This window comes from Paraburkholderia rhynchosiae, from assembly GCF_002879865.1.
GTDB classification, from domain to species: domain Bacteria; phylum Pseudomonadota; class Gammaproteobacteria; order Burkholderiales; family Burkholderiaceae; genus Paraburkholderia; species Paraburkholderia rhynchosiae.
This window is the reverse complement of record NZ_PNXY01000004.1, coordinates 45,829-61,845: the sequence shown is the minus strand read 5'-3', so window position 1 is coordinate 61,845 and position 16,017 is coordinate 45,829. Positions and strand designations below refer to the sequence as shown.

Below are 16,017 nucleotides of genomic sequence, written 5' to 3'. Positions count from 1 at the left end.
GCTCCTCCATATGAAACGGATAGTCGAACATCAGTGGGAACGCGGGTTCTGTGCCCGCTAGGGGAGTAGCGCCGCTAGCACCTGTGCGGCGGCAAAATACGCAGCTTCGCGATGCGCCGGTACAGGGTTGCGCGTGACACGCCGAGCGCTTTCGCGGCCACCTCGGTACGCCATTTCGCGTCGTTCATCGCGTCGACGATGCGGTTGCGTTCGAGTGCATCGCTGTCGGACATGACGCGTGCCTCGTGCGGCGCGACGCTGTCAGCGCTACCGCTACTGCTACTGCTACCGCTACTGCTGCTGCTACTGCTGTTGTCGCGCGGCGTGGATAACGTGCGTCTTGCGATTCGTGCGGCGGACGGCGGACGCACTCGCGCATAGAGCGGCGAGCCGGTCTCGTTCAGCCTCAGCGAAACGAGGCCGCGGCTTGCCTTCGCGTCGAACAGGCGCTCGGCCGGAACATCGACAAGCTCCGACACGTGACGCGGCAACTGGTTGAGCGCCGGCAGACATTCGCGTGCGCGCCGGTTCGCGGCAATCACCTGGCCGCACGCGTCGATTGCGATCAGAATTTCCGGCTGGGCTTCCACGTAATGCCGGTTACGATGCGCGAGCAGCACCCAGCAATCCGTCGCCGCATTGAGGAAGTAGGCGTCCTCGATGAGCAGCGCGCTTTGCCGCACGATGTGATTGACGAGCCGCTGGCTTTCGCGATCGTCGGGGGAGCGCACGGCCGACGCATCGAGCACGCCGAGCAACTCGCCGCGCAAACCGAAAATGGGCGACGCGCTGCAGGTCAGTGTGGTGAACGCGGCGCGAAAGTGATCCGTTCTATGCACGGTGATGGGCTCGGCGTCGAGCAGCACCGTCGCGATGCCACAGGTGCCTTCTTCGCTCTCCGACCAGCATGAGCCGAGATAAAGCCCGGCGCGTTTGAAGTCGTGCCGGCGGTCCTTGTCGACGCGGTAGTCGATCGTCACGCCCTGCGCGTCGGTCAGCATCACGCAGTAGTCGGCTTCGCGCACCATCTCGTGCAGCCGCGACAGGCACTGGCCCGAGGCGCGCAGAAACGATTCCTCGCGGTGCTGCACGTCGCGCAATTCGGGCACGGTGAGAATGCGCGGCCCGACGGTCGCGCCGGGGTCGAGATGATATTGCTCGAGCGAGCGCTTATAGGACGACGCCAGCCGTTTACCGTCGACGCCAGGGCGCTGCGTCCGTCCTTCTATGACGTTGCATATGCGGTCGATATGTCTCGTGGACGGAACGTAGGGCATGACGAGCCTCCGGGCGAACTCAGCGCGAACTGGATGCTGGAGACATTCTGCGCCGTTGCGCGCCGGGTGTCTCCGAGGTCTGAAACGTACGGTACGTTTTTAGCATGCGCGAATCGGAAGGGCACACTGCAGTGCACCATCGTGGCCGGTGAGACTTTTTTCTCAACCGGGAAAATGCACGTCACGCGTCGTCAATGCCTGACTGGAAAGCGAAAGAACCGGCGCGCCGGCCGGTTCTTTATCGAATGGGACTGTCTGCGTGACGGTGAGCTTCACCTGTTCGATGCCCGTGCTCCGCTCGCACTACGCCGACGCAATTTCACCATGATGTCCGTCACCTGTTTCACTGGGCGCACAACCTCGCCCACGGTTTGACCGGCGTTTTCGACGAGCTGCGAACCGTTTGTCACGTTCGGCACCGACGCGTCGATTCGATCCTTGATCTCTTTTGCGGCTGACGCGCTGCGCTGCGCGAGCGTGCGGACTTTGCCGGCGACCCCCGCGAAGCCGCGGTCGTCCACGTTACTGTGCAGGGCATGACAGACCGGGCACTGAGCGATTGCCGCGCGTCGTCGCGTCGAGCGCCTGAATGCCCGCAGCGAGATTTGCGGCGACTTGCTGAAGCGCCTGCCGGTGAGCGGCCACGAGCGCATCGTTGCCGCCGCTCACCGGTTCGACGACGACGCTGCGGCACGTCAGCACCGCCTGATCGGACAACGCCCGCACGCTCCACACCGCATCAATCAGCGCATGGGAGCCCGGCCAGGATTCGAAACGCTGCACGCTGACGTTGACCCGATAGACGGGCGCGCCGACAGGGTGCGGAGAACGGGACACATCGATCGCATCGAGCCGCTGCGCGAGGTTCTGCGAAAGCGCCTGGCGGATCTGGTCGGATGGCAACGAGGCCCAGCGCGTTTGCTCGAGTACGTCCACGCGATTCGCACCGGTCTGCACCACGAACGCCGTTCGCGCGATTTGCGCGGGCACGTCGACGGGCGCGACTTCGATCATCAGCGCGGGAGTGGCGGCGTTGCGCGTGGCGGCAGGTGAGTCGTTTCCGGCGAGCGTGTAGAACCGGCTCGGCGGCGATGAACATGCACTGAGCGCGGCCAATCCGGCGTATACCGTGTATCGGGTCAGTGCAGTCAACGCCGCAAGCGAACGGCGAGCGCCCACAGCCTTCCCGCGACCCAGATAGTGAAACAGACGGCGGCTCATGGCTTGTCTCCCGATTTGCCGCGCACGAGCGACTCTGGGTGACGCTCCAGATAATCAGTCAGCGCGTTCAACGACTGCAGCGTGCGCGTCAATTCCTGCAACGCCTGATGCACGTCGGACTGCATCGGCGAGTCTTGCCGGAGCGTGGTTTCGGCGGAACTGAAGGTCTGTTTCGCCGCCGCGAGCGTGTCGCGCGCCTGCGGCATGACTTCCGTGTTGAGTTGGGCGAACAGCTTGTCGGCGTTTTTCAGCGAGTTGTTCAGGTTCGTGCCGATCTGATCGAACGGAATGCGCTCCAGTTTTTTCGCGATCTCGGCGACCTGTGTTTGCAACGCGTCGAGCGAGTTCGGAATGGTCGGCAGTTCGATCGGATCGCGGGTCACGTCGAATTTGACGGGCGCGGCCTTGGGGAACAGATCGAGCGCGATATACAACTGGCCGGTCAGCAGATTGCCGGTGCGCAACTGTCCGCGCAAGCCCCGCTCGACCAGATGTTGGAGCAGTCCCTGACCTTCCGCCGTCCCGGCTTCGGGAACCGGGGTGCCGTGGGCGCGCCTCCTGAGGCGGTCGGGGTACAGTTCCAGCGTGACTGGCATCGTGAAGCTGCGGGTGCCGGGGTCATAGTCGACGCCGATATCTGTTACCTGTCCGAGCACGATGCCGCGGAAGTCGACCGTCGCGCCCACGGACAATCCGCGCAGCGACTGATTGAAGTTCATCACGGCGCGCACCGGAATGCTGTCGGGCGCACGCATCGCGTCCGCTTCGTCGGACGCAAGACGGAAGCTCGAGTAGTCCGCCGCCTGCGGTCCCGGTGGCTGCCCGGGTGGCGCACGGAACGAGAGCCCCCCGATCAGGATCGACGTGACAGACTGCGTGTTGACGACGAACCCGTTGGAGTCGAGCCGCACGTTCACGCCGCTTGCGTGCCACCAGCGCGAATTCGTGCCGACGTACTGGTCGTACGGAGCCGCGATGAACACTTGCATCGTTACACCCTTGCCGTCCTTGTCGAGCGAAATTCCGTATACCTGGCCTACCTGCACGCGCCGGTAAAAGATCGGCGAGCCGATATCGATCGAGCCGAGCGAATCGCCGCGCAGCGTGAAGCGATGACCTTTCTGATCGCCGGTGACGGGTGGCGGTGCTTCCAGCCCGACGAACTCGTTGCGTGTGTCCTTCGAGCGGCCAGCGTCCACACCGATATATGCGCCAGAGAGCAGCGTCCCGATTCCAGTCACACCGCTTGCGCCGATTCGCGGACGAACCACCCAGAAGCGCGTGTCCCTGACCGCGAAGTCCTCGGCCTGCTTGCTCAACTGCACGCCGACTTCCACGTGTGAATGATCTTTTGACAGCGTGGTCGTTTTGACCGACCCGACCACGACGTCCTTGTATTTGACCTGCGTCTTGCCCGGTTCGAGACCTTCGGCGTTGTTGAAGCTGATGGTGATCGTCGGGCCGCGTTCCGTAACGGACTTGACGACGAGCGCGATGCCGATCAGCGCTGCGATCAATGGAACCACCCAGACGAGCGAGGGCAGCCAGCCGCGGCGCGGCTCGATGCCCGGATCAGGCGCGTCGGGCAGCATGTCGGGGCCTTGCGGGCTATTCATGATGCGTCTCCAGAGCAGGGCGGGCCGCGTCCGGGCTGCCGCCCTCGACGCTGTCCCAGATGAGTCGTGGGTCGAACTTCATGGAGGCGAGCATTGTCAGGACGACTACGCAACCGAACGCAAGCGCGCCCGGTCCCGCCGTGATCACAGCAAGCGATTCGAATCGAACCAGCGCGACAGTCAAGGTGATCACGAACACGTCGAGCATCGACCAGCGGCCGATGCGCTCGACGATCCGATACAGCTTCACGCGTTCGATAGGACGCCACGCCGAACGGCGCTGTGCGGTGGCGGTGAGCAGAACGAGTACGGAGAGCTTGAGCATGGGCACGAGAATGCTCGCGACGAATACGACGATCGCAAGCGGCCACGAGCCCGAGGTCCAGAAATAGATGACGCCGCTGATGATCGTGTCGTCTTCCGAGCCGACTAGCGATGAGGTATGCATGACTGGCAAAAGATTAGCGGGGATATAGAGCAGCGCGGCTGAAATCAGCAGCGCCCATGTGCGCGACACGCTGTCGGGATTGCGCCGATGCAGGAGCGCGCCGCAACCCTCGCAATGCTGCGTGCGGCGCCGGGGTTTTGGCTCGCGTGGTGCACATGGAGCATGCGCTGCACCTGGCGCCACGCGTGCGCAAGCGTGGCAGGCGAGCAATCCGGCATTCGACGCCGTGAGTGTTTTCATCGCGTTGCCCGTCCTTTGTGCCATGGGCCGCGTGATGCGCCGGTACGGAAGGCGACGCGTCGACGACGCGCCGCGCGGCCCGCGCCGAGTTCATCGGCGATGTCCCAAAGCACGCGCGGATCGAACATGACGACAAGCACCAGCATTAGCGTGAGCGCGCCGAACGCGAACAGCGCCGCTTCCGGCACCACTCGCGCGAGACTCACCATTTTCACGATCGTGACCAACACGCCGAGCATGAACACTTCGATCATGCCCCACGGTCGGACGAATTGAATGGCGCGCAGCACGCGGTTAAAGCCAGGCGGCACATAGCCCTGACGGATTGCAATGAGCACATACAGCAGCGCGACGAGTTCGGTCAGCGGAAACAGCACGGTCGAGCAGAACACCATGGCTGCGACGATCTGCATGTCCGCGTTCCATAGCGCGACGAGTGCGCCGAACAGACTCGTGCGCGAAGTAATGCCACCCGTTTCCAGTTCGAGGATGGGAAAGCCCTGCGCGATCACGAAAGTGAACAATGCCGCGAGCGTGAGCGCGCAAATGCCGTCGAGCCCGCGCGAGATGCCGCGGTACAAAATCGCGCCGCAGCGCAGGCAATGCGCGGATGACTTGCCGTCTAGCCGCGGCTTGCGAAACAGTGCGTCGCACTCGTGGCAGGCAACCAGTTTTTTGTAATCCATGAGGACATCGGCTTCAGAACCGGCGATGACGGCGATGCACTGCCGCCGTTATTGGTGCGTGATTAAGGGCGCTCAAGGCTGCACGGGTTCCCATGACGGATCGGGATCGAACGATTTCAGCGCTGCCGCTTTTTTCGCTGAATCGCGTCCCAGGTCCTTCTGATAAAGCTGGCCGTCCTGATTGACGGTCAAGCTCATCACGCCGGTCTTGCCATACTCGGCCGGCCACACCACGAGACCGTAACCCTTCGTCATCGTGCCGTTCTCGATGTAGTTCAGCGCGCCGCCTTTCGCGTGCGATCCCTGTGCGGTCAGAATGCGGAAGTGATAACCGTGATAACCGTCCTTGCTGATCGACGCGGTTTTCGGCATCGCGGCCGCGAGCGGACCGAGGGGACTTTCCGCTTCGCCCGGCGCTGTAGGCCAGTACAGCCCGTCATGCTGGCCCGGTGTGCTGAGCAGGCGCTGCGCATAGTGCTGCGTTGACGCGTGATAGTCGCGCTGCGCGTCGAGTTAGGCGAGCGAGGTCATCATCGCCGCGCGTTCGTTGCGGCCGATCCTGCGCGTCAGAATTTCATCGCTGCCCGACGCGGGATCGAAGCGCCATCCGTTGGCCGCCTGCACGAGCGGAACCGGCAAGGTCCAGCCGCTGGTGCCGACCGAGAGGTGCCTGGTCGCGCGGCCGTGAAGCGGCACGGCGTCGTCGACGATCCGATGGCCCGCTGCCCACGCGCCGAGGAATTCGTAGATGTCCTCTTCGCCGACGTCTTTAGACGGGATGAAACGGTTGAAGTCCTTGCCGAGCACGTGCTGCATCGCTGGGTGGTCGTTGGTGGCGAGGGCGTCGACGAACGCGTTGACGGCGGCGTCCGGTGTCGGATAGACGGCTTGTGCGTGCGCCGATACAGCGCAAAAGAGTGACGCGGACATCGCGATGGCGGTGTAGGCAAGCCGACGCGCGAAGGGGAGCGCGGTGGCGTTCGCGAAGCGGACGCCGATTGTTTGAATGTGGTTCATGAGCGGTTCCCTGAGATCGTTCAACGTTGCCGGCCGAAGTGGTGTTGTCCGCCGCCGCCCGCACCGAGACCACCGCTGCGTTGTTGTCCGCCGCCGGCTGCACCGAGACCACCGCCGCGTTCTTGCCCGCCGCCGCCCGCGCCCAAACCGCCGCCGCGTTGTTGTCCTCCACCGGCCGCACCCAGATCGTTGCGAGCGCCTGCTTGCGCCTGCCTGCTCGCTCGCCCGCGCTGAATGTCCTGCTGCGCGGCCGGTCCGTTGCCGGCGCCGCGCAGTGCGTTGTCGCGATTCACGTTTTGCGCGCTCGCCCGAATGTTGCCGGTGTTCATACCGCCATGCTGGATGCCTTGCACGCGCTGGCTCGGTGCCGCCGAGATTCTGGCCGGTGCGGTTCTGCAAAGTCTGTTGCGCCTGCGCGCGCGAGGTCGACATGTCGCGTCCGCGGTAAGCGTCGCGCTGCACGCCGCCTGCGTTCGCTGAAGTGTTGCGGTTGAAGGTCGTATTACGGTTCCAGCTTGTCGTGTTGCTGTTCACGTCGAGCCGCCGGTTCACGTTGATGTTGTTGTATCGATTGACGTTGATGTTGACGCTGTGGTTGTTCCAGTTGACGTCGCTCCACAACGCACTCGTGATCGCGATGCCCGCGCCGAACGCGAGGCCGGCGGCGAGTCCGCTCGCGACCGCGTAGCCCGGAGGCGGCGGCATGTACACGGGCGGATAAGCGGGATAGGGCCACGCGCCGTATACAACTGTCGGGTTATACGTCGGCACATACACGACCTGCGGATTCACCGGCACGATCTGGATGGTGGTTTGCTCGACGATCACCTTCTGCTGCCCGGTCGTCTTCAGATTGCCCGCCTGTTGCGCCTGTTTGCGCAGACGCTGCACGGAATCCATCACGTCGTTTGGCTGGGCGAGAAACGCGTTGCCGAGCTGCGCGACCCAGTCGGGTTTCGACGCCATCGTGGCGAGCACCTGCGGAAACGCCACGAGCGATTGCACGCTGGGGTCCCACGGCTGCGCAGCGACCGCTTTCACGGCGTCGTCGCCCTTGGTATTCCCGTTCGCTTTCGACCATGCCGCCGCCGCCTCTGTGTCCTGTGGAAAAGTCGACGCCATTAGCACCTGCGCGAGCAGCGCGTCGGGATAGAGCGCGATCGGCGCCGTGAGCGAATCGAGTTGCTGGTTGGATATTTTCGCGGCGGTCTGCGCGTAGGCGGCGGGGGCCGTGACATCGAGCATGACCGGCAAGCCAGCCAGTATGGCCAGCGCGATCAGCGTTCCCCGCGGGTTTGCCGTTGAGCGTTTCACGATGGAGTCTCCGTGTTTCGAAGTTGCATAGGTCTTGTTGCCGTCGGAGTGAGAGTGGACTGCGGACTTCGAGCCCGTGGGTGAGGTCGGTGAGGTCGATTGCATCAGGCTGGCAACCGGGAATATCGGACTGCGAATGGTTGTGTGTCTTCAAGGGACATCTGTGACAGCACTTTATGCATGCGATTCCGAAAAGGTCCGTGCGTTTCGATGGCGAGATTATTAGCTCGGGTCTATACACAATTGCAATCCTTTAACCAAATAAATTTAGATTGCACTTGAGGCAATGATGACCTAAGAAGCGTGTATCCGATCAGGCAGGCTGCGCGCAGGCGGCCACTCAGGAAAACCTATGGATGTCTAATCGTCGGCTTGCGTTTCACAGCGGCGTTATCTATCTTCCGTGCATGAAGGAGCGCTCGCCGGCGTGCGTCTCGGCGCATGAATCAGCGTGCTCCAGCCGCGCTTCATGACGAACTCGTCTAGCTGGTGCGGTGCGCGTTTCCAACGGCGCGCAGGGTGTTAAGCAACGCCGTCCGCGTTCAGTTTTTCTTTACTCGGTTGCGGCAATGCTGACGGGTAAGATGTTCTGCGTTTCGGCCTCTCGCGTCGCGGCCGCACGACGGGTTAGAAACCGATCAGTGTTCCTGAATATGAGGGTTGACATGAAGCGATTCGCCGCAGTGATTCTGGCAAGCGCGAGTGCGCTCGCTTTCGCTCAAAAACCGGCCACCTATCCCGCGCATGGACAAAGCCAACAGCAGCAGATGTCGGACGACGGCGCTTGCTATGCCTGGGCGAAGCAGAGCACCGGCATTGACCCGGCCGTCGTCGCGCAAACGCCTGCGCCACCATCGGGCCCGACCGGCGCGCGTGTCAGAGGCGCGGCGCGAGGGGCGGCCGCGGGCGCGATAGCCGGAGACGTGAGCGGCAATGACGCGGGACATGGCGCCGCGGTCGGTGCGACCGCGGGGGCGCTCGCGGGCGGAGTGCGCAGCCGTCAGCAGCACGCTGCGCAGGCCCAGGCCGCGCAAGCGTCTCAGCAATCGACGATGAGCACCTATTGGCATGCGTACGGCGCGTGCATGCAGGGCAAGGGCTACACGGTTCAGTAGCGGTGCAAGGGGAATGCGATCACTTCAACGGAGCTTGTATTGGACAACACGAACAATGGTGCCCGACCGGCCACGCGTGCAGCCGCTTCGCGCGTGGCGCTCGTCACCGCGGCGCTGGTCTGCGTCTATAGCAACAAGTGCGTTGCGACGGAGGGCGGCGTCGGCAGGCCGGTAACGGGGCAGCAGGTATCGCCTTACGCCGGAGTCGTGCCGCCCACCTCCGACTGGCTCGTGTCGTTCGCGGCCATCTACTATGAGGCTTCGCTTGGCGCATCGAAGACGGTGCCTGTCGCGGGCACCGTCACGGCAGGCCTGGATCTACAGCTTGTCTACATCATGGCGAACATGGCGAAAACGTGGGGCGTCACCGTAGGCGGGTGGAACTTCGCGTCGGCGGTCGGCGTGCCGGTGGCATACGTCAATGCGTCCAGCTTCAACGGAGTGCTTCCGAACGACCACGCCACGCAGTTCTCCGATCTGTTTTTCGTACCGGTGATCGCGGGCTACCATCTCACGAAAACAGACCACGTGGCGTTGAGCGTGCAGGTATTCGCACCCACGGGCGCCTACAGCACGAGCCGCCTCGCCAATGCCGGCCAGAACACCTGGACCTTCACGCCGACCATTGCGTACACGCACCTGATTCCGTCGCAAGGTGTGGAACTGACGCTCAACTATGGCATCGGCTTCTATACGCCGAACGACAAGACGCATTATCACAACGCGCCGGTGAGCGTGCTCGATCTGCTGGCGCTCAAACGCTTCGACAACGGCTGGGGCGTGGGCGTCGTCGGCGGCTGGATTCAGCAGCTCGCCGACGACAGCGGCGGCATTGCAGACAGAGTCGGGAGTGCGCGCGGACATGTATTGGGCGTCGGCCCGATGCTCACGTGGTCGGGCAAGGCTTACAAAACACCGGTATCCGCCGCGCTGCGCTGGGTCAACGAATTCCAGGCGAGCCATCGGCCTGGAGGCAACTCGGTGCAGCTTGCCATTAGCGCGACGTTTGAATAGACCGGCTCACTGTGATGCAGAGGCGAGCAGCGAGACCGGCACGCCATGACAGCTCACGGTCGCCACGACCGCCGCGCCCAGGCCGTCGCCGGGCTTCACGCGAACGTCGAACGGCGACGCCCGCTTGTCGACACGCAGAATGTTGAGCGGCCACGTTGAGCGCGACAGGCGTTCATGCGCAATGGCGCCAACCCAAAGCGGCACGGCGGCCGTGCCGTTATCGACGGCATAGCCGCTAGGCCAGAAGCGCAGCACGTCGCGTTGATCGCGCGTGTCGCCGGGACGCATGAAGACTAGCGACGACGGTACGCCGTTGTTCAGCTTCGGCAATACCGGAAGAGCGGCGGCGGCTACATCCGGTGAGGCCAGCGAAAGCAGGCTATGCGCGGACAGGTCCGTGCCCTCGATCCATCCCTCACCGCGCAATTGCCGGCGGATCGAATCGCGGTCCGATACCCATTGCAGCGTGAGTGGCTCTTTGCGGTCGCCGCCCATATCCGAGCGGTAGCAGGGCAGGCGCTTCCATACGGTAAGCGTCCACTGTTCGCGCGTGACGCGCGCGAGCGGCAACGGCGACGCGTCTTGCGGCGCCGCGGGCATGCCGAGACCGAACTGCACGCCGATACTCGCCAGCACCACCACGAGCACGATGGCCGGCATCCAGCGGCGCAGCGGCGGCGGCTGCGGATGCCGCAACATCGCGGTGAGCGCTACTATCGCGACCCAGACGTACGCGAGCGCAGCGCCGCCGATCGCATCCGACACCCAGTAGCGGCCGAAGTACACGCCCGCGAGCGCGACCACGATCACCATGAGCATGCTCGCGGTGACCACGGCCAGTCCTTCTAACATGCCGACGCGCCGCGCGAGGAGGAACGCGAGAAAGCCGTACACGATGACGGTCGCCGCCACGTGATTGCTGGGAAACACATAGGCGTCCGTCATCGACTCGTTGGGCGCGGCGCGGTGCATCGCGAACTGCAACGCGAAGATCAGCATCTGCGAAAAGACGACGGCCGCGAGCCAGTAGCCGACGGTGCGCCAGCGCCGCTCCCAGAGCATCCACAGCGCGACCGTCACGATCAGCGCCGCGAGCGTCGCGCTGCTGCCGAGCGTCGCGAGACCGGCGAGCACGGCATCGCCCCACGGCGTGCGCACCGACTGCATGAAGCGATAGACGGACTGATCGACATGCGTCAACGGATCACCCGCTATCACGTCCTGAAGGACCCCGAAGAATAGCGCGCCGCACACGAGCACGATCAGCGATGCGACGAGAATACTGGTGGCATCCGGCGCTTCGGGGTCCAGCATTTTTCGCGCGACGCGGCCAAGCGGTCCGGGATGACGGCAAGCCCAGTTGCCGAGATGACGGCCGGCCGCGCCCGACCATGCGTTAGCGTGCGAGAGCAGGAAGGCCGCCGCGCGATAACTCAGCCAGACGCTGCCGACCAGCAGCGCAAGAATCACGACGAGCCGGAACGAAACGGCCCCGGCGAGCAGCACCGACGCGCCGAATACGACGCCTGGCAGAATATGCGCCGGCGCCCACAGCAACGCGGACAGCAGGTTCATCGCGTAAAAGCGTAGGGGCGGCATGCCCATCATGCCAGCTACGACCGGCACGATCGCGCGCAACGGACCGACGAAGCGCGCGAGCACCACGCTCTTCGCGCCGTGCTTTTCGAAGAAACGATAACCCGCTTCGAGGACTTCGGGATGGCGGGAGAACGGCCACAGCTGAACGATCCGGCTCTCGTAGCGGCTGCCGAGCCAGAAGCTCAGACCGTCGCCGGCGATCGCGCCGGCGATCGCGCATGCGAGCACCCAGCCGAGGCTCAGCGACCCCGTGCCGGTCAGCGCGCCCGCAAGAAACATCGCAGTGCTGCCAGGGACAAATGTGCCGATGACGGCGACCGCCTCGAGGAAGGCCGCGATGAAGACGACCGTGAGCGTCCACTCCGGGTGACCGGCCAGCAGATGCAACAGGTGAAGGTAGGCTTGCTCCATCGTGCGCGATCAGCCGTTATGGCGTAACGATTGATCATAACGCGCACCGAGCGGTTTTATTCCTCGTTCTGGTTTTCGTTCTGTTCTTCTTCCGGCACACCGGCTCGCGCTAACCGGCTAGACGATCACGAAGCGCTCAACGTATCGCCCGAGACGTGCACGCGTTCGCCGACTTGCACCGGCGGCTGCGTTTGATAGTCGAAGTTGCGGTAGCTGCCGTCCTGCATGCGCACCTGGACCTGATAGCTCGTCTGCTTGCGCACCGCATGCTCGATGCCGTTGCCGGCAAGCCCGCCACCAACCGCGCCCGCAATCGTGGTCACGATCTTGCCGCGTCCGCCGCCGAACTGGTTGCCGACGAGGCCGCCCGCGACCGCTCCGCCAAGTGCGCCAAGTCCCGTCGTCGGTTCCGGCGACTGCACGGTGTTGATCGCGACGACTTCGCCCGCGTACGGGTCGGCGGCGACCGGCCGGGCGGCGGCAGGTTCGTTGGCCGTCCGGTAGCCGTCATTGTTTGCGTATCGCGGCGCTTGCGTACCGCTGGTGCTGTGCGTGCGATGAACGGGCGGCTTCACGGGCGCTGCGGGCTGTTGTGCGGTTTGTTGCGTGGACTGCTGCGCGTTCTGCTGAACAGCGGCCGGCTGCGGCGCGATGAGCGGACCGCTTGCGGCCTGCGCGGCAAGCGCCGCCGATGAAGACGACGGTTCTGTGACGGCATGCGAAGTCGGCAGCAAGCCGGTCATGGCCGCAACTCCCGTTGCGCTTGCAACGATGACCGCGACTGCTGCGCCGGCGACCAACGGATGAATACGGCTGCGCGGTGAATTGCTGGAAGTGAGGTTCGTGTTCATTGCGGGCTCCGCGAGTAGGTGCTTGCAATAACGCTTGCACAAAGCGTCCGGTGCACGTCGACGATGCGCTGCTTTGTAAGTATTTGTACGACTTCACATGGCAACGGCCCGCGGGGACGAGGATTCGGACTCAACGTGTTACCACCGTGAACGAAGCAGGCCGCGGCTCGTCATACTCGTTGAGCAGCGCGCTATCTGACGGAGCACAGGAATGAAAATCGCGACTGGCGGTATGGCACGGACAGTATTGATGTCGGCATGCGTGGTCGGCATGATCGGAGCGGCTCATGCGCAATCGGGCTCGGCGCGCGCAGGCAATGGCGGTTTGAGCGCTACGCCGTCGAACGGAAACGTCAATGGCGGCGCGGGTGGGGGAACGAATGCAGGAACAGGTGCCGGGACAGCCGGCTCGACTCTGAGCCCGACGCCAGGCCTCGCAACCCCGAGTGGTTCTGTCGGTAGTGGACGAACGGGCAGCGCAGGCCTGGGGCCGGCGCTCAACAATATGCGCGCCAACGGCACGAGCCTGAACCAGAATCCCGACCCGAGAGTACCGAACGTCAGCGGCAGGCCGCCGTCGCCACGATAAATCGAATCGCGAAGGTTGCGCTTCGGCGGGTGTCGGCGGATTAAAATGCACGCCCCATCAACCGGATTCAGTCGATCACAGGAAGGGCGTATGGCATACGGCGAGCACAAATACGAAGTCGCTGTGCAGTGGACAGGCAACCGCGGTACCGGCACCTCCGGATACCGCGACTACAGCCGCGATCATCTGATTAGCGCAGGGGACAAGCCGGCCATTCCGGGATCGTCGGATGCGGCTTTTCTCGGCGACGCCAACCGGTGGAATCCTGAAGACCTGCTGGTCGCATCTGCTTCGGCCTGTCACAAGCTGTGGTATCTGCATCTTTGCGCCGACGCCGGCATTGCCGTGGTCGACTACCGCGACCATGCCGAAGGAACCATGCTCGACAATCCGCAGCAAGGGCGTTTTTCGCGGATCGTGTTGCGCCCGCGCGTCGTCATTCAGCCGGGCGGCGACGTCGAACTGGCGACGCGCTTGCATCACGTGGCGCATGAGAAGTGCTATATCGCGAACTCGGTGAATTTCCCGATTCTGTGCGAGCCGGTGATCGAAACCAACGCGGGTTGAACGCAGCCCGCCGATGCAGGCCGCTCGCTTCAATCAGCCGGCGGACGTTGCCCCGAGCCTAGCGATTGCCGTCGAGCAGATCGCCCAGCAGTTCGTCGAATGCAGCCTGGGCGTCTTCGAGTTCCTGCAAGGCGGCGTCGAAAGTTTGGAGCGCGAACTGCGAAGGCTTGCCGCTGCCGGCCGGCGGAAATTGCGATTGCAACGACGCAAACGCCGTCTTCACGCGCTGCGTCGCGGTCAATACGCGCTCCATCGCGGCGCTTTCTTCCGCGCGGGCTTTATCGTGATCGATGTTGTCCGTGTGATCCATTGAGAACTCCGTGTTCGTCGGTGCGGCTCGCGCCGCGTCAAATGGCGTGACTATGCCACGTTGGCGTTCGCGTTCACCGTTCACGATAGCGGCAGGCCGCCATCGGCCTTCACTTCCCGCAACGATAACGCCGATTCCACCGACGTCACGCCCGGCAGGCTGCGCATCTGGTCGCGCATGAACGTGCCGTAGTCGTCGAGGTCGCGCGCCACCACTTGCAGAATGTAGTCGGCGCTGCCCGATACGTTGTGACACGCGATGATGCGCGGGATCGCCTGCACCTCGCGTTCGAAGCGGTTGGCCAACTCCTTGTCGTGCACAGCGAAGCGCACGAGGACGAACGCCACCACGCCGAAGCCGAGCGCCGAACGCGCCAGCACCGCGCGGTACTGGCTGATGTAGCCGTCGTGCTCGAGGCGCTTCAGGCGCCGCGCGCAAGGGGTCTCGCTGAGGCCGACGAGTTCGGCCAGCTTCGCGTTCGACATGCGGCCGTCTTTTTGCAGCGCGGCGAGGATCGCGCGATCAGTCTTATCGAGGTCGGTTGCCATGGTTTTTTGGCGGGGTTCTGTGCTTTGGCGGAAAGCTGGTGAAGTAGGGTGAATGTTAGCGCATTCCACTCAATACAGCTGACCATGTCCAGCAATTCGCCAGCAAAACCTCCATCGACGATAGCAAGATAGAGATCCCGAATTCAAGAGACTGACATGATTTCCGCACACCTGCTCGCCGTCTATATCGCCGCGCTCCTGGTCGTCTATGCGGTGCCCGGGCCAGACATGGCGCTGATCCTGCAAACGAGTATCGGGCGTGGGGTGCGCAGCGGCTTCGCGGCGGCTTGCGGGCTCGGCGTCGCGCGCGCGACGCACGTGACGCTGTCGGCATGCGGCGCTGCCGCGCTATTGCGCAACGCGCCGTGGCTCTACGACGTCGTGCGCTATGGCGGCGCGGTTTATCTGGCGTGGATCGGCATCCAGATATTTCGCTCGCCGGTGTTCGCGTTGGCCGACGGCGGCACGGCGGATGGCAAGGCCGGCGACTCGCTGAAGCCGGGCTTGCGTCCGGGCTTGCGTTCACTAAGGGCCGCGTTCGCCAAAGGCTTGCTGACCAACCTGCTGAATCCGAAAGCGTTGCTGTTCTGTTCGGTGTTGTTGCCGCAATTCGTGCGTCCGGAAGCTGGGCCCGTTGCGTGGCAGATGATGGAACTGGGCTCCGTGCTGCTCGCGGTGGGCCTGTGCTTCGACCTCACGTACGCAGTCGGCGCCGCGCGAATCGCGGGGTGGATGCGTGCGCACCCGCTCGCTCACACCTTGCAGCGCTGGACCTTCTCGGCGGCGCTGATCGGTTTTGCGCTGCGGCTTTCGCTCGATTGACGCGGCTTGTCCGTTCGTTACCTGTTCAACTTGCGCTCACGACGCGCGCGGTCGTCGATGATCTTGCTGCGGTGCTTGTCCTTCATCTTCTTCCAGCTTTTGCATTCGTCGCGCGTGCGCAGGCAGCCTATGCAGAAGCCGGTTTCACTGTCGAACTTGCAGATGTCAATGCAGGGCGATGCGATGCTCATGGCCGCTAAATGGATAGTGGAGGGCAGTGGAGGGGGCGACTTTCGCACGCCCCATGCTCATGCGCCAAGTGATTGTATTAATAAGGCCGATAGAGCGAAGGCCTATAGAGCGCCGCTCAGCGGTCCACTCAACGGGCCGATCAACGGACCGATGCACAGCCGAGCCCGTCGCTACACGCAA

At 63.8% G+C, this 16,017-nt stretch carries 16 protein-coding genes and 2 pseudogenes; 5 read left to right on the top strand and 13 right to left on the bottom strand.

Annotated features, from left to right (window positions below):
* Positions 1–74: 74 nt before the first annotated feature.
* The 8 genes and pseudogenes from C0Z16_RS06855 to C0Z16_RS06820 all read right to left on the bottom strand — a co-directional run bounded on the left by C0Z16_RS06855 (position 75) and on the right by C0Z16_RS06820 (position 7,819).
* Positions 75–1,277 (bottom strand): sigma-54-dependent Fis family transcriptional regulator, encoded by a 1,203-nt coding sequence (locus tag C0Z16_RS06855; protein ID WP_102631423.1) that lies wholly within the window; start codon positions 1,275–1,277, stop codon positions 75–77.
* 272 nt (positions 1,278–1,549) lie between these two features.
* Positions 1,550–1,798, bottom strand: coding sequence for a methyl-accepting chemotaxis protein (locus tag C0Z16_RS06850; RefSeq protein WP_407070657.1), 249 nt, complete (start codon positions 1,796–1,798; stop codon positions 1,550–1,552).
* A 1-nt stretch (position 1,799) separates the two neighbouring features.
* Complete coding sequence (locus C0Z16_RS06845) at positions 1,800–2,498, bottom strand: PqiC family protein (protein ID WP_102631422.1); 699 nt, start codon at positions 2,496–2,498, stop codon at positions 1,800–1,802.
* Complete coding sequence (locus C0Z16_RS06840) at positions 2,495–4,114, bottom strand: PqiB family protein (RefSeq protein WP_102631421.1); 1,620 nt, start codon at positions 4,112–4,114, stop codon at positions 2,495–2,497. The genes C0Z16_RS06845 and C0Z16_RS06840 overlap by 4 nt, the downstream gene beginning before the upstream one ends.
* Positions 4,107–4,802, bottom strand: a complete 696-nt coding sequence (locus tag C0Z16_RS06835) for a paraquat-inducible protein A (RefSeq protein ID WP_102631420.1) — start codon at positions 4,800–4,802, stop codon at positions 4,107–4,109. The genes C0Z16_RS06840 and C0Z16_RS06835 overlap by 8 nt, the downstream gene beginning before the upstream one ends.
* Positions 4,799–5,488, bottom strand: coding sequence for a paraquat-inducible protein A (locus tag C0Z16_RS06830; RefSeq protein ID WP_102631419.1), 690 nt, complete (start codon positions 5,486–5,488; stop codon positions 4,799–4,801). Before C0Z16_RS06830 ends, C0Z16_RS06835 begins: the two co-directional genes overlap by 4 nt.
* Before the next feature lie 72 nt (positions 5,489–5,560).
* Positions 5,561–6,505: pseudogene (locus C0Z16_RS06825) on the bottom strand (DUF2950 domain-containing protein).
* Positions 6,506–6,525: 20 nt separating this feature from the next.
* Positions 6,526–7,819: pseudogene (locus C0Z16_RS06820) on the bottom strand (DUF3300 domain-containing protein).
* Positions 7,820–8,484: 665 nt separating this feature from the next.
* Here C0Z16_RS06820 and C0Z16_RS06815 point away from each other — a divergent pair.
* Together C0Z16_RS06815 and C0Z16_RS06810 are read left to right on the top strand one after the other, a co-directional pair.
* Positions 8,485–8,934 (top strand): YMGG-like glycine zipper-containing protein, encoded by a 450-nt coding sequence (locus C0Z16_RS06815; protein WP_102631418.1) that lies wholly within the window; start codon positions 8,485–8,487, stop codon positions 8,932–8,934.
* A 39-nt stretch (positions 8,935–8,973) separates the two neighbouring features.
* Positions 8,974–9,948 carry a SphA family protein gene (locus tag C0Z16_RS06810; RefSeq protein ID WP_102631417.1) on the top strand — a complete coding sequence of 325 codons (975 nt, stop codon included), beginning with the start codon at positions 8,974–8,976 and terminating at the stop codon, positions 9,946–9,948.
* Between the two features lie 6 nt (positions 9,949–9,954).
* On the opposite strand, the gene C0Z16_RS06805 is transcribed toward C0Z16_RS06810, so the two are convergent.
* Together C0Z16_RS06805 and C0Z16_RS06800 are read right to left on the bottom strand one after the other, a co-directional pair.
* A complete protein-coding gene (locus tag C0Z16_RS06805) occupies positions 9,955–11,958 on the bottom strand; it encodes a bifunctional DedA family/phosphatase PAP2 family protein (RefSeq protein WP_102631416.1) in 2,004 nt (667 codons plus the stop codon).
* A 125-nt stretch (positions 11,959–12,083) separates the two neighbouring features.
* Entirely contained in the window at positions 12,084–12,809 is a 726-nt protein-coding gene (locus C0Z16_RS06800) for a glycine zipper 2TM domain-containing protein (RefSeq protein WP_102631415.1), read from the bottom strand.
* A gap of 211 nt (positions 12,810–13,020) precedes the next feature.
* On the opposite strand from C0Z16_RS06800, the gene C0Z16_RS06795 reads away from it, so the two are divergent.
* Positions 13,021–13,398 (top strand): hypothetical protein, encoded by a 378-nt coding sequence (locus tag C0Z16_RS06795; RefSeq protein ID WP_102631414.1) that lies wholly within the window; start codon positions 13,021–13,023, stop codon positions 13,396–13,398.
* A 90-nt stretch (positions 13,399–13,488) separates the two neighbouring features.
* Positions 13,489–13,965, top strand: coding sequence for an OsmC family protein (locus tag C0Z16_RS06790; protein ID WP_102631413.1), 477 nt, complete (start codon positions 13,489–13,491; stop codon positions 13,963–13,965).
* 58 nt (positions 13,966–14,023) lie between these two features.
* On the opposite strand, the gene C0Z16_RS06785 is transcribed toward C0Z16_RS06790, so the two are convergent.
* Together C0Z16_RS06785 and C0Z16_RS06780 are read right to left on the bottom strand one after the other, a co-directional pair.
* Positions 14,024–14,275, bottom strand: coding sequence for a hypothetical protein (locus C0Z16_RS06785; RefSeq protein ID WP_407070656.1), 252 nt, complete (start codon positions 14,273–14,275; stop codon positions 14,024–14,026).
* Positions 14,276–14,355: 80 nt separating this feature from the next.
* A complete protein-coding gene (locus C0Z16_RS06780; protein ID WP_102631412.1) occupies positions 14,356–14,823 on the bottom strand; it encodes an Lrp/AsnC family transcriptional regulator in 468 nt (155 codons plus the stop codon).
* A 156-nt stretch (positions 14,824–14,979) separates the two neighbouring features.
* Between C0Z16_RS06780 and C0Z16_RS06775 the strand changes: the two genes are divergently transcribed.
* Positions 14,980–15,645 carry a LysE family translocator gene (locus C0Z16_RS06775; RefSeq protein ID WP_102631411.1) on the top strand — a complete coding sequence of 222 codons (666 nt, stop codon included), beginning with the start codon at positions 14,980–14,982 and terminating at the stop codon, positions 15,643–15,645.
* Between the two features lie 17 nt (positions 15,646–15,662).
* Here the strand turns inward: C0Z16_RS06775 and C0Z16_RS06770 are convergent, their stop codons facing one another.
* The gene (locus C0Z16_RS06770) at positions 15,663–15,836 is read right to left on the bottom strand and encodes a DUF1289 domain-containing protein (protein WP_102631410.1); all 174 of its coding nucleotides are present in this window, start codon (positions 15,834–15,836) and stop codon (positions 15,663–15,665) included.
* Positions 15,837–16,017 lie beyond the last annotated feature (181 nt).

Bases quoted from the DNA above. Each gene is read 5' to 3' on its own strand.
- C0Z16_RS06830 (WP_102631419.1), bottom strand. From the start codon at position 5,488: ATGGATTACAAAAAACTGGTTGCCTGCCACGAGTGCGACGCACTGTTT.
- C0Z16_RS06835 (WP_102631420.1), bottom strand. From the start codon at position 4,802: ATGAAAACACTCACGGCGTCGAATGCCGGATTGCTCGCCTGCCACGCT.
- C0Z16_RS06855 (WP_102631423.1), bottom strand. From the start codon at position 1,277: ATGCCCTACGTTCCGTCCACGAGACATATCGACCGCATATGCAACGTC.
- C0Z16_RS06840 (WP_102631421.1), bottom strand. From the start codon at position 4,114: ATGAATAGCCCGCAAGGCCCCGACATGCTGCCCGACGCGCCTGATCCG.
- C0Z16_RS06775 (WP_102631411.1), top strand. From the start codon at position 14,980: ATGATTTCCGCACACCTGCTCGCCGTCTATATCGCCGCGCTCCTGGTC.
- C0Z16_RS06790 (WP_102631413.1), top strand. From the start codon at position 13,489: ATGGCATACGGCGAGCACAAATACGAAGTCGCTGTGCAGTGGACAGGC.
- C0Z16_RS06805 (WP_102631416.1), bottom strand. From the start codon at position 11,958: ATGGAGCAAGCCTACCTTCACCTGTTGCATCTGCTGGCCGGTCACCCG.
- C0Z16_RS06795 (WP_102631414.1), top strand. From the start codon at position 13,021: ATGAAAATCGCGACTGGCGGTATGGCACGGACAGTATTGATGTCGGCA.
- C0Z16_RS06800 (WP_102631415.1), bottom strand. From the start codon at position 12,809: ATGAACACGAACCTCACTTCCAGCAATTCACCGCGCAGCCGTATTCAT.
- C0Z16_RS06780 (WP_102631412.1), bottom strand. From the start codon at position 14,823: ATGGCAACCGACCTCGATAAGACTGATCGCGCGATCCTCGCCGCGCTG.
- C0Z16_RS06770 (WP_102631410.1), bottom strand. From the start codon at position 15,836: ATGAGCATCGCATCGCCCTGCATTGACATCTGCAAGTTCGACAGTGAA.
- C0Z16_RS06785 (WP_407070656.1), bottom strand. From the start codon at position 14,275: ATGGATCACACGGACAACATCGATCACGATAAAGCCCGCGCGGAAGAA.
- C0Z16_RS06845 (WP_102631422.1), bottom strand. From the start codon at position 2,498: ATGAGCCGCCGTCTGTTTCACTATCTGGGTCGCGGGAAGGCTGTGGGC.
- C0Z16_RS06815 (WP_102631418.1), top strand. From the start codon at position 8,485: ATGAAGCGATTCGCCGCAGTGATTCTGGCAAGCGCGAGTGCGCTCGCT.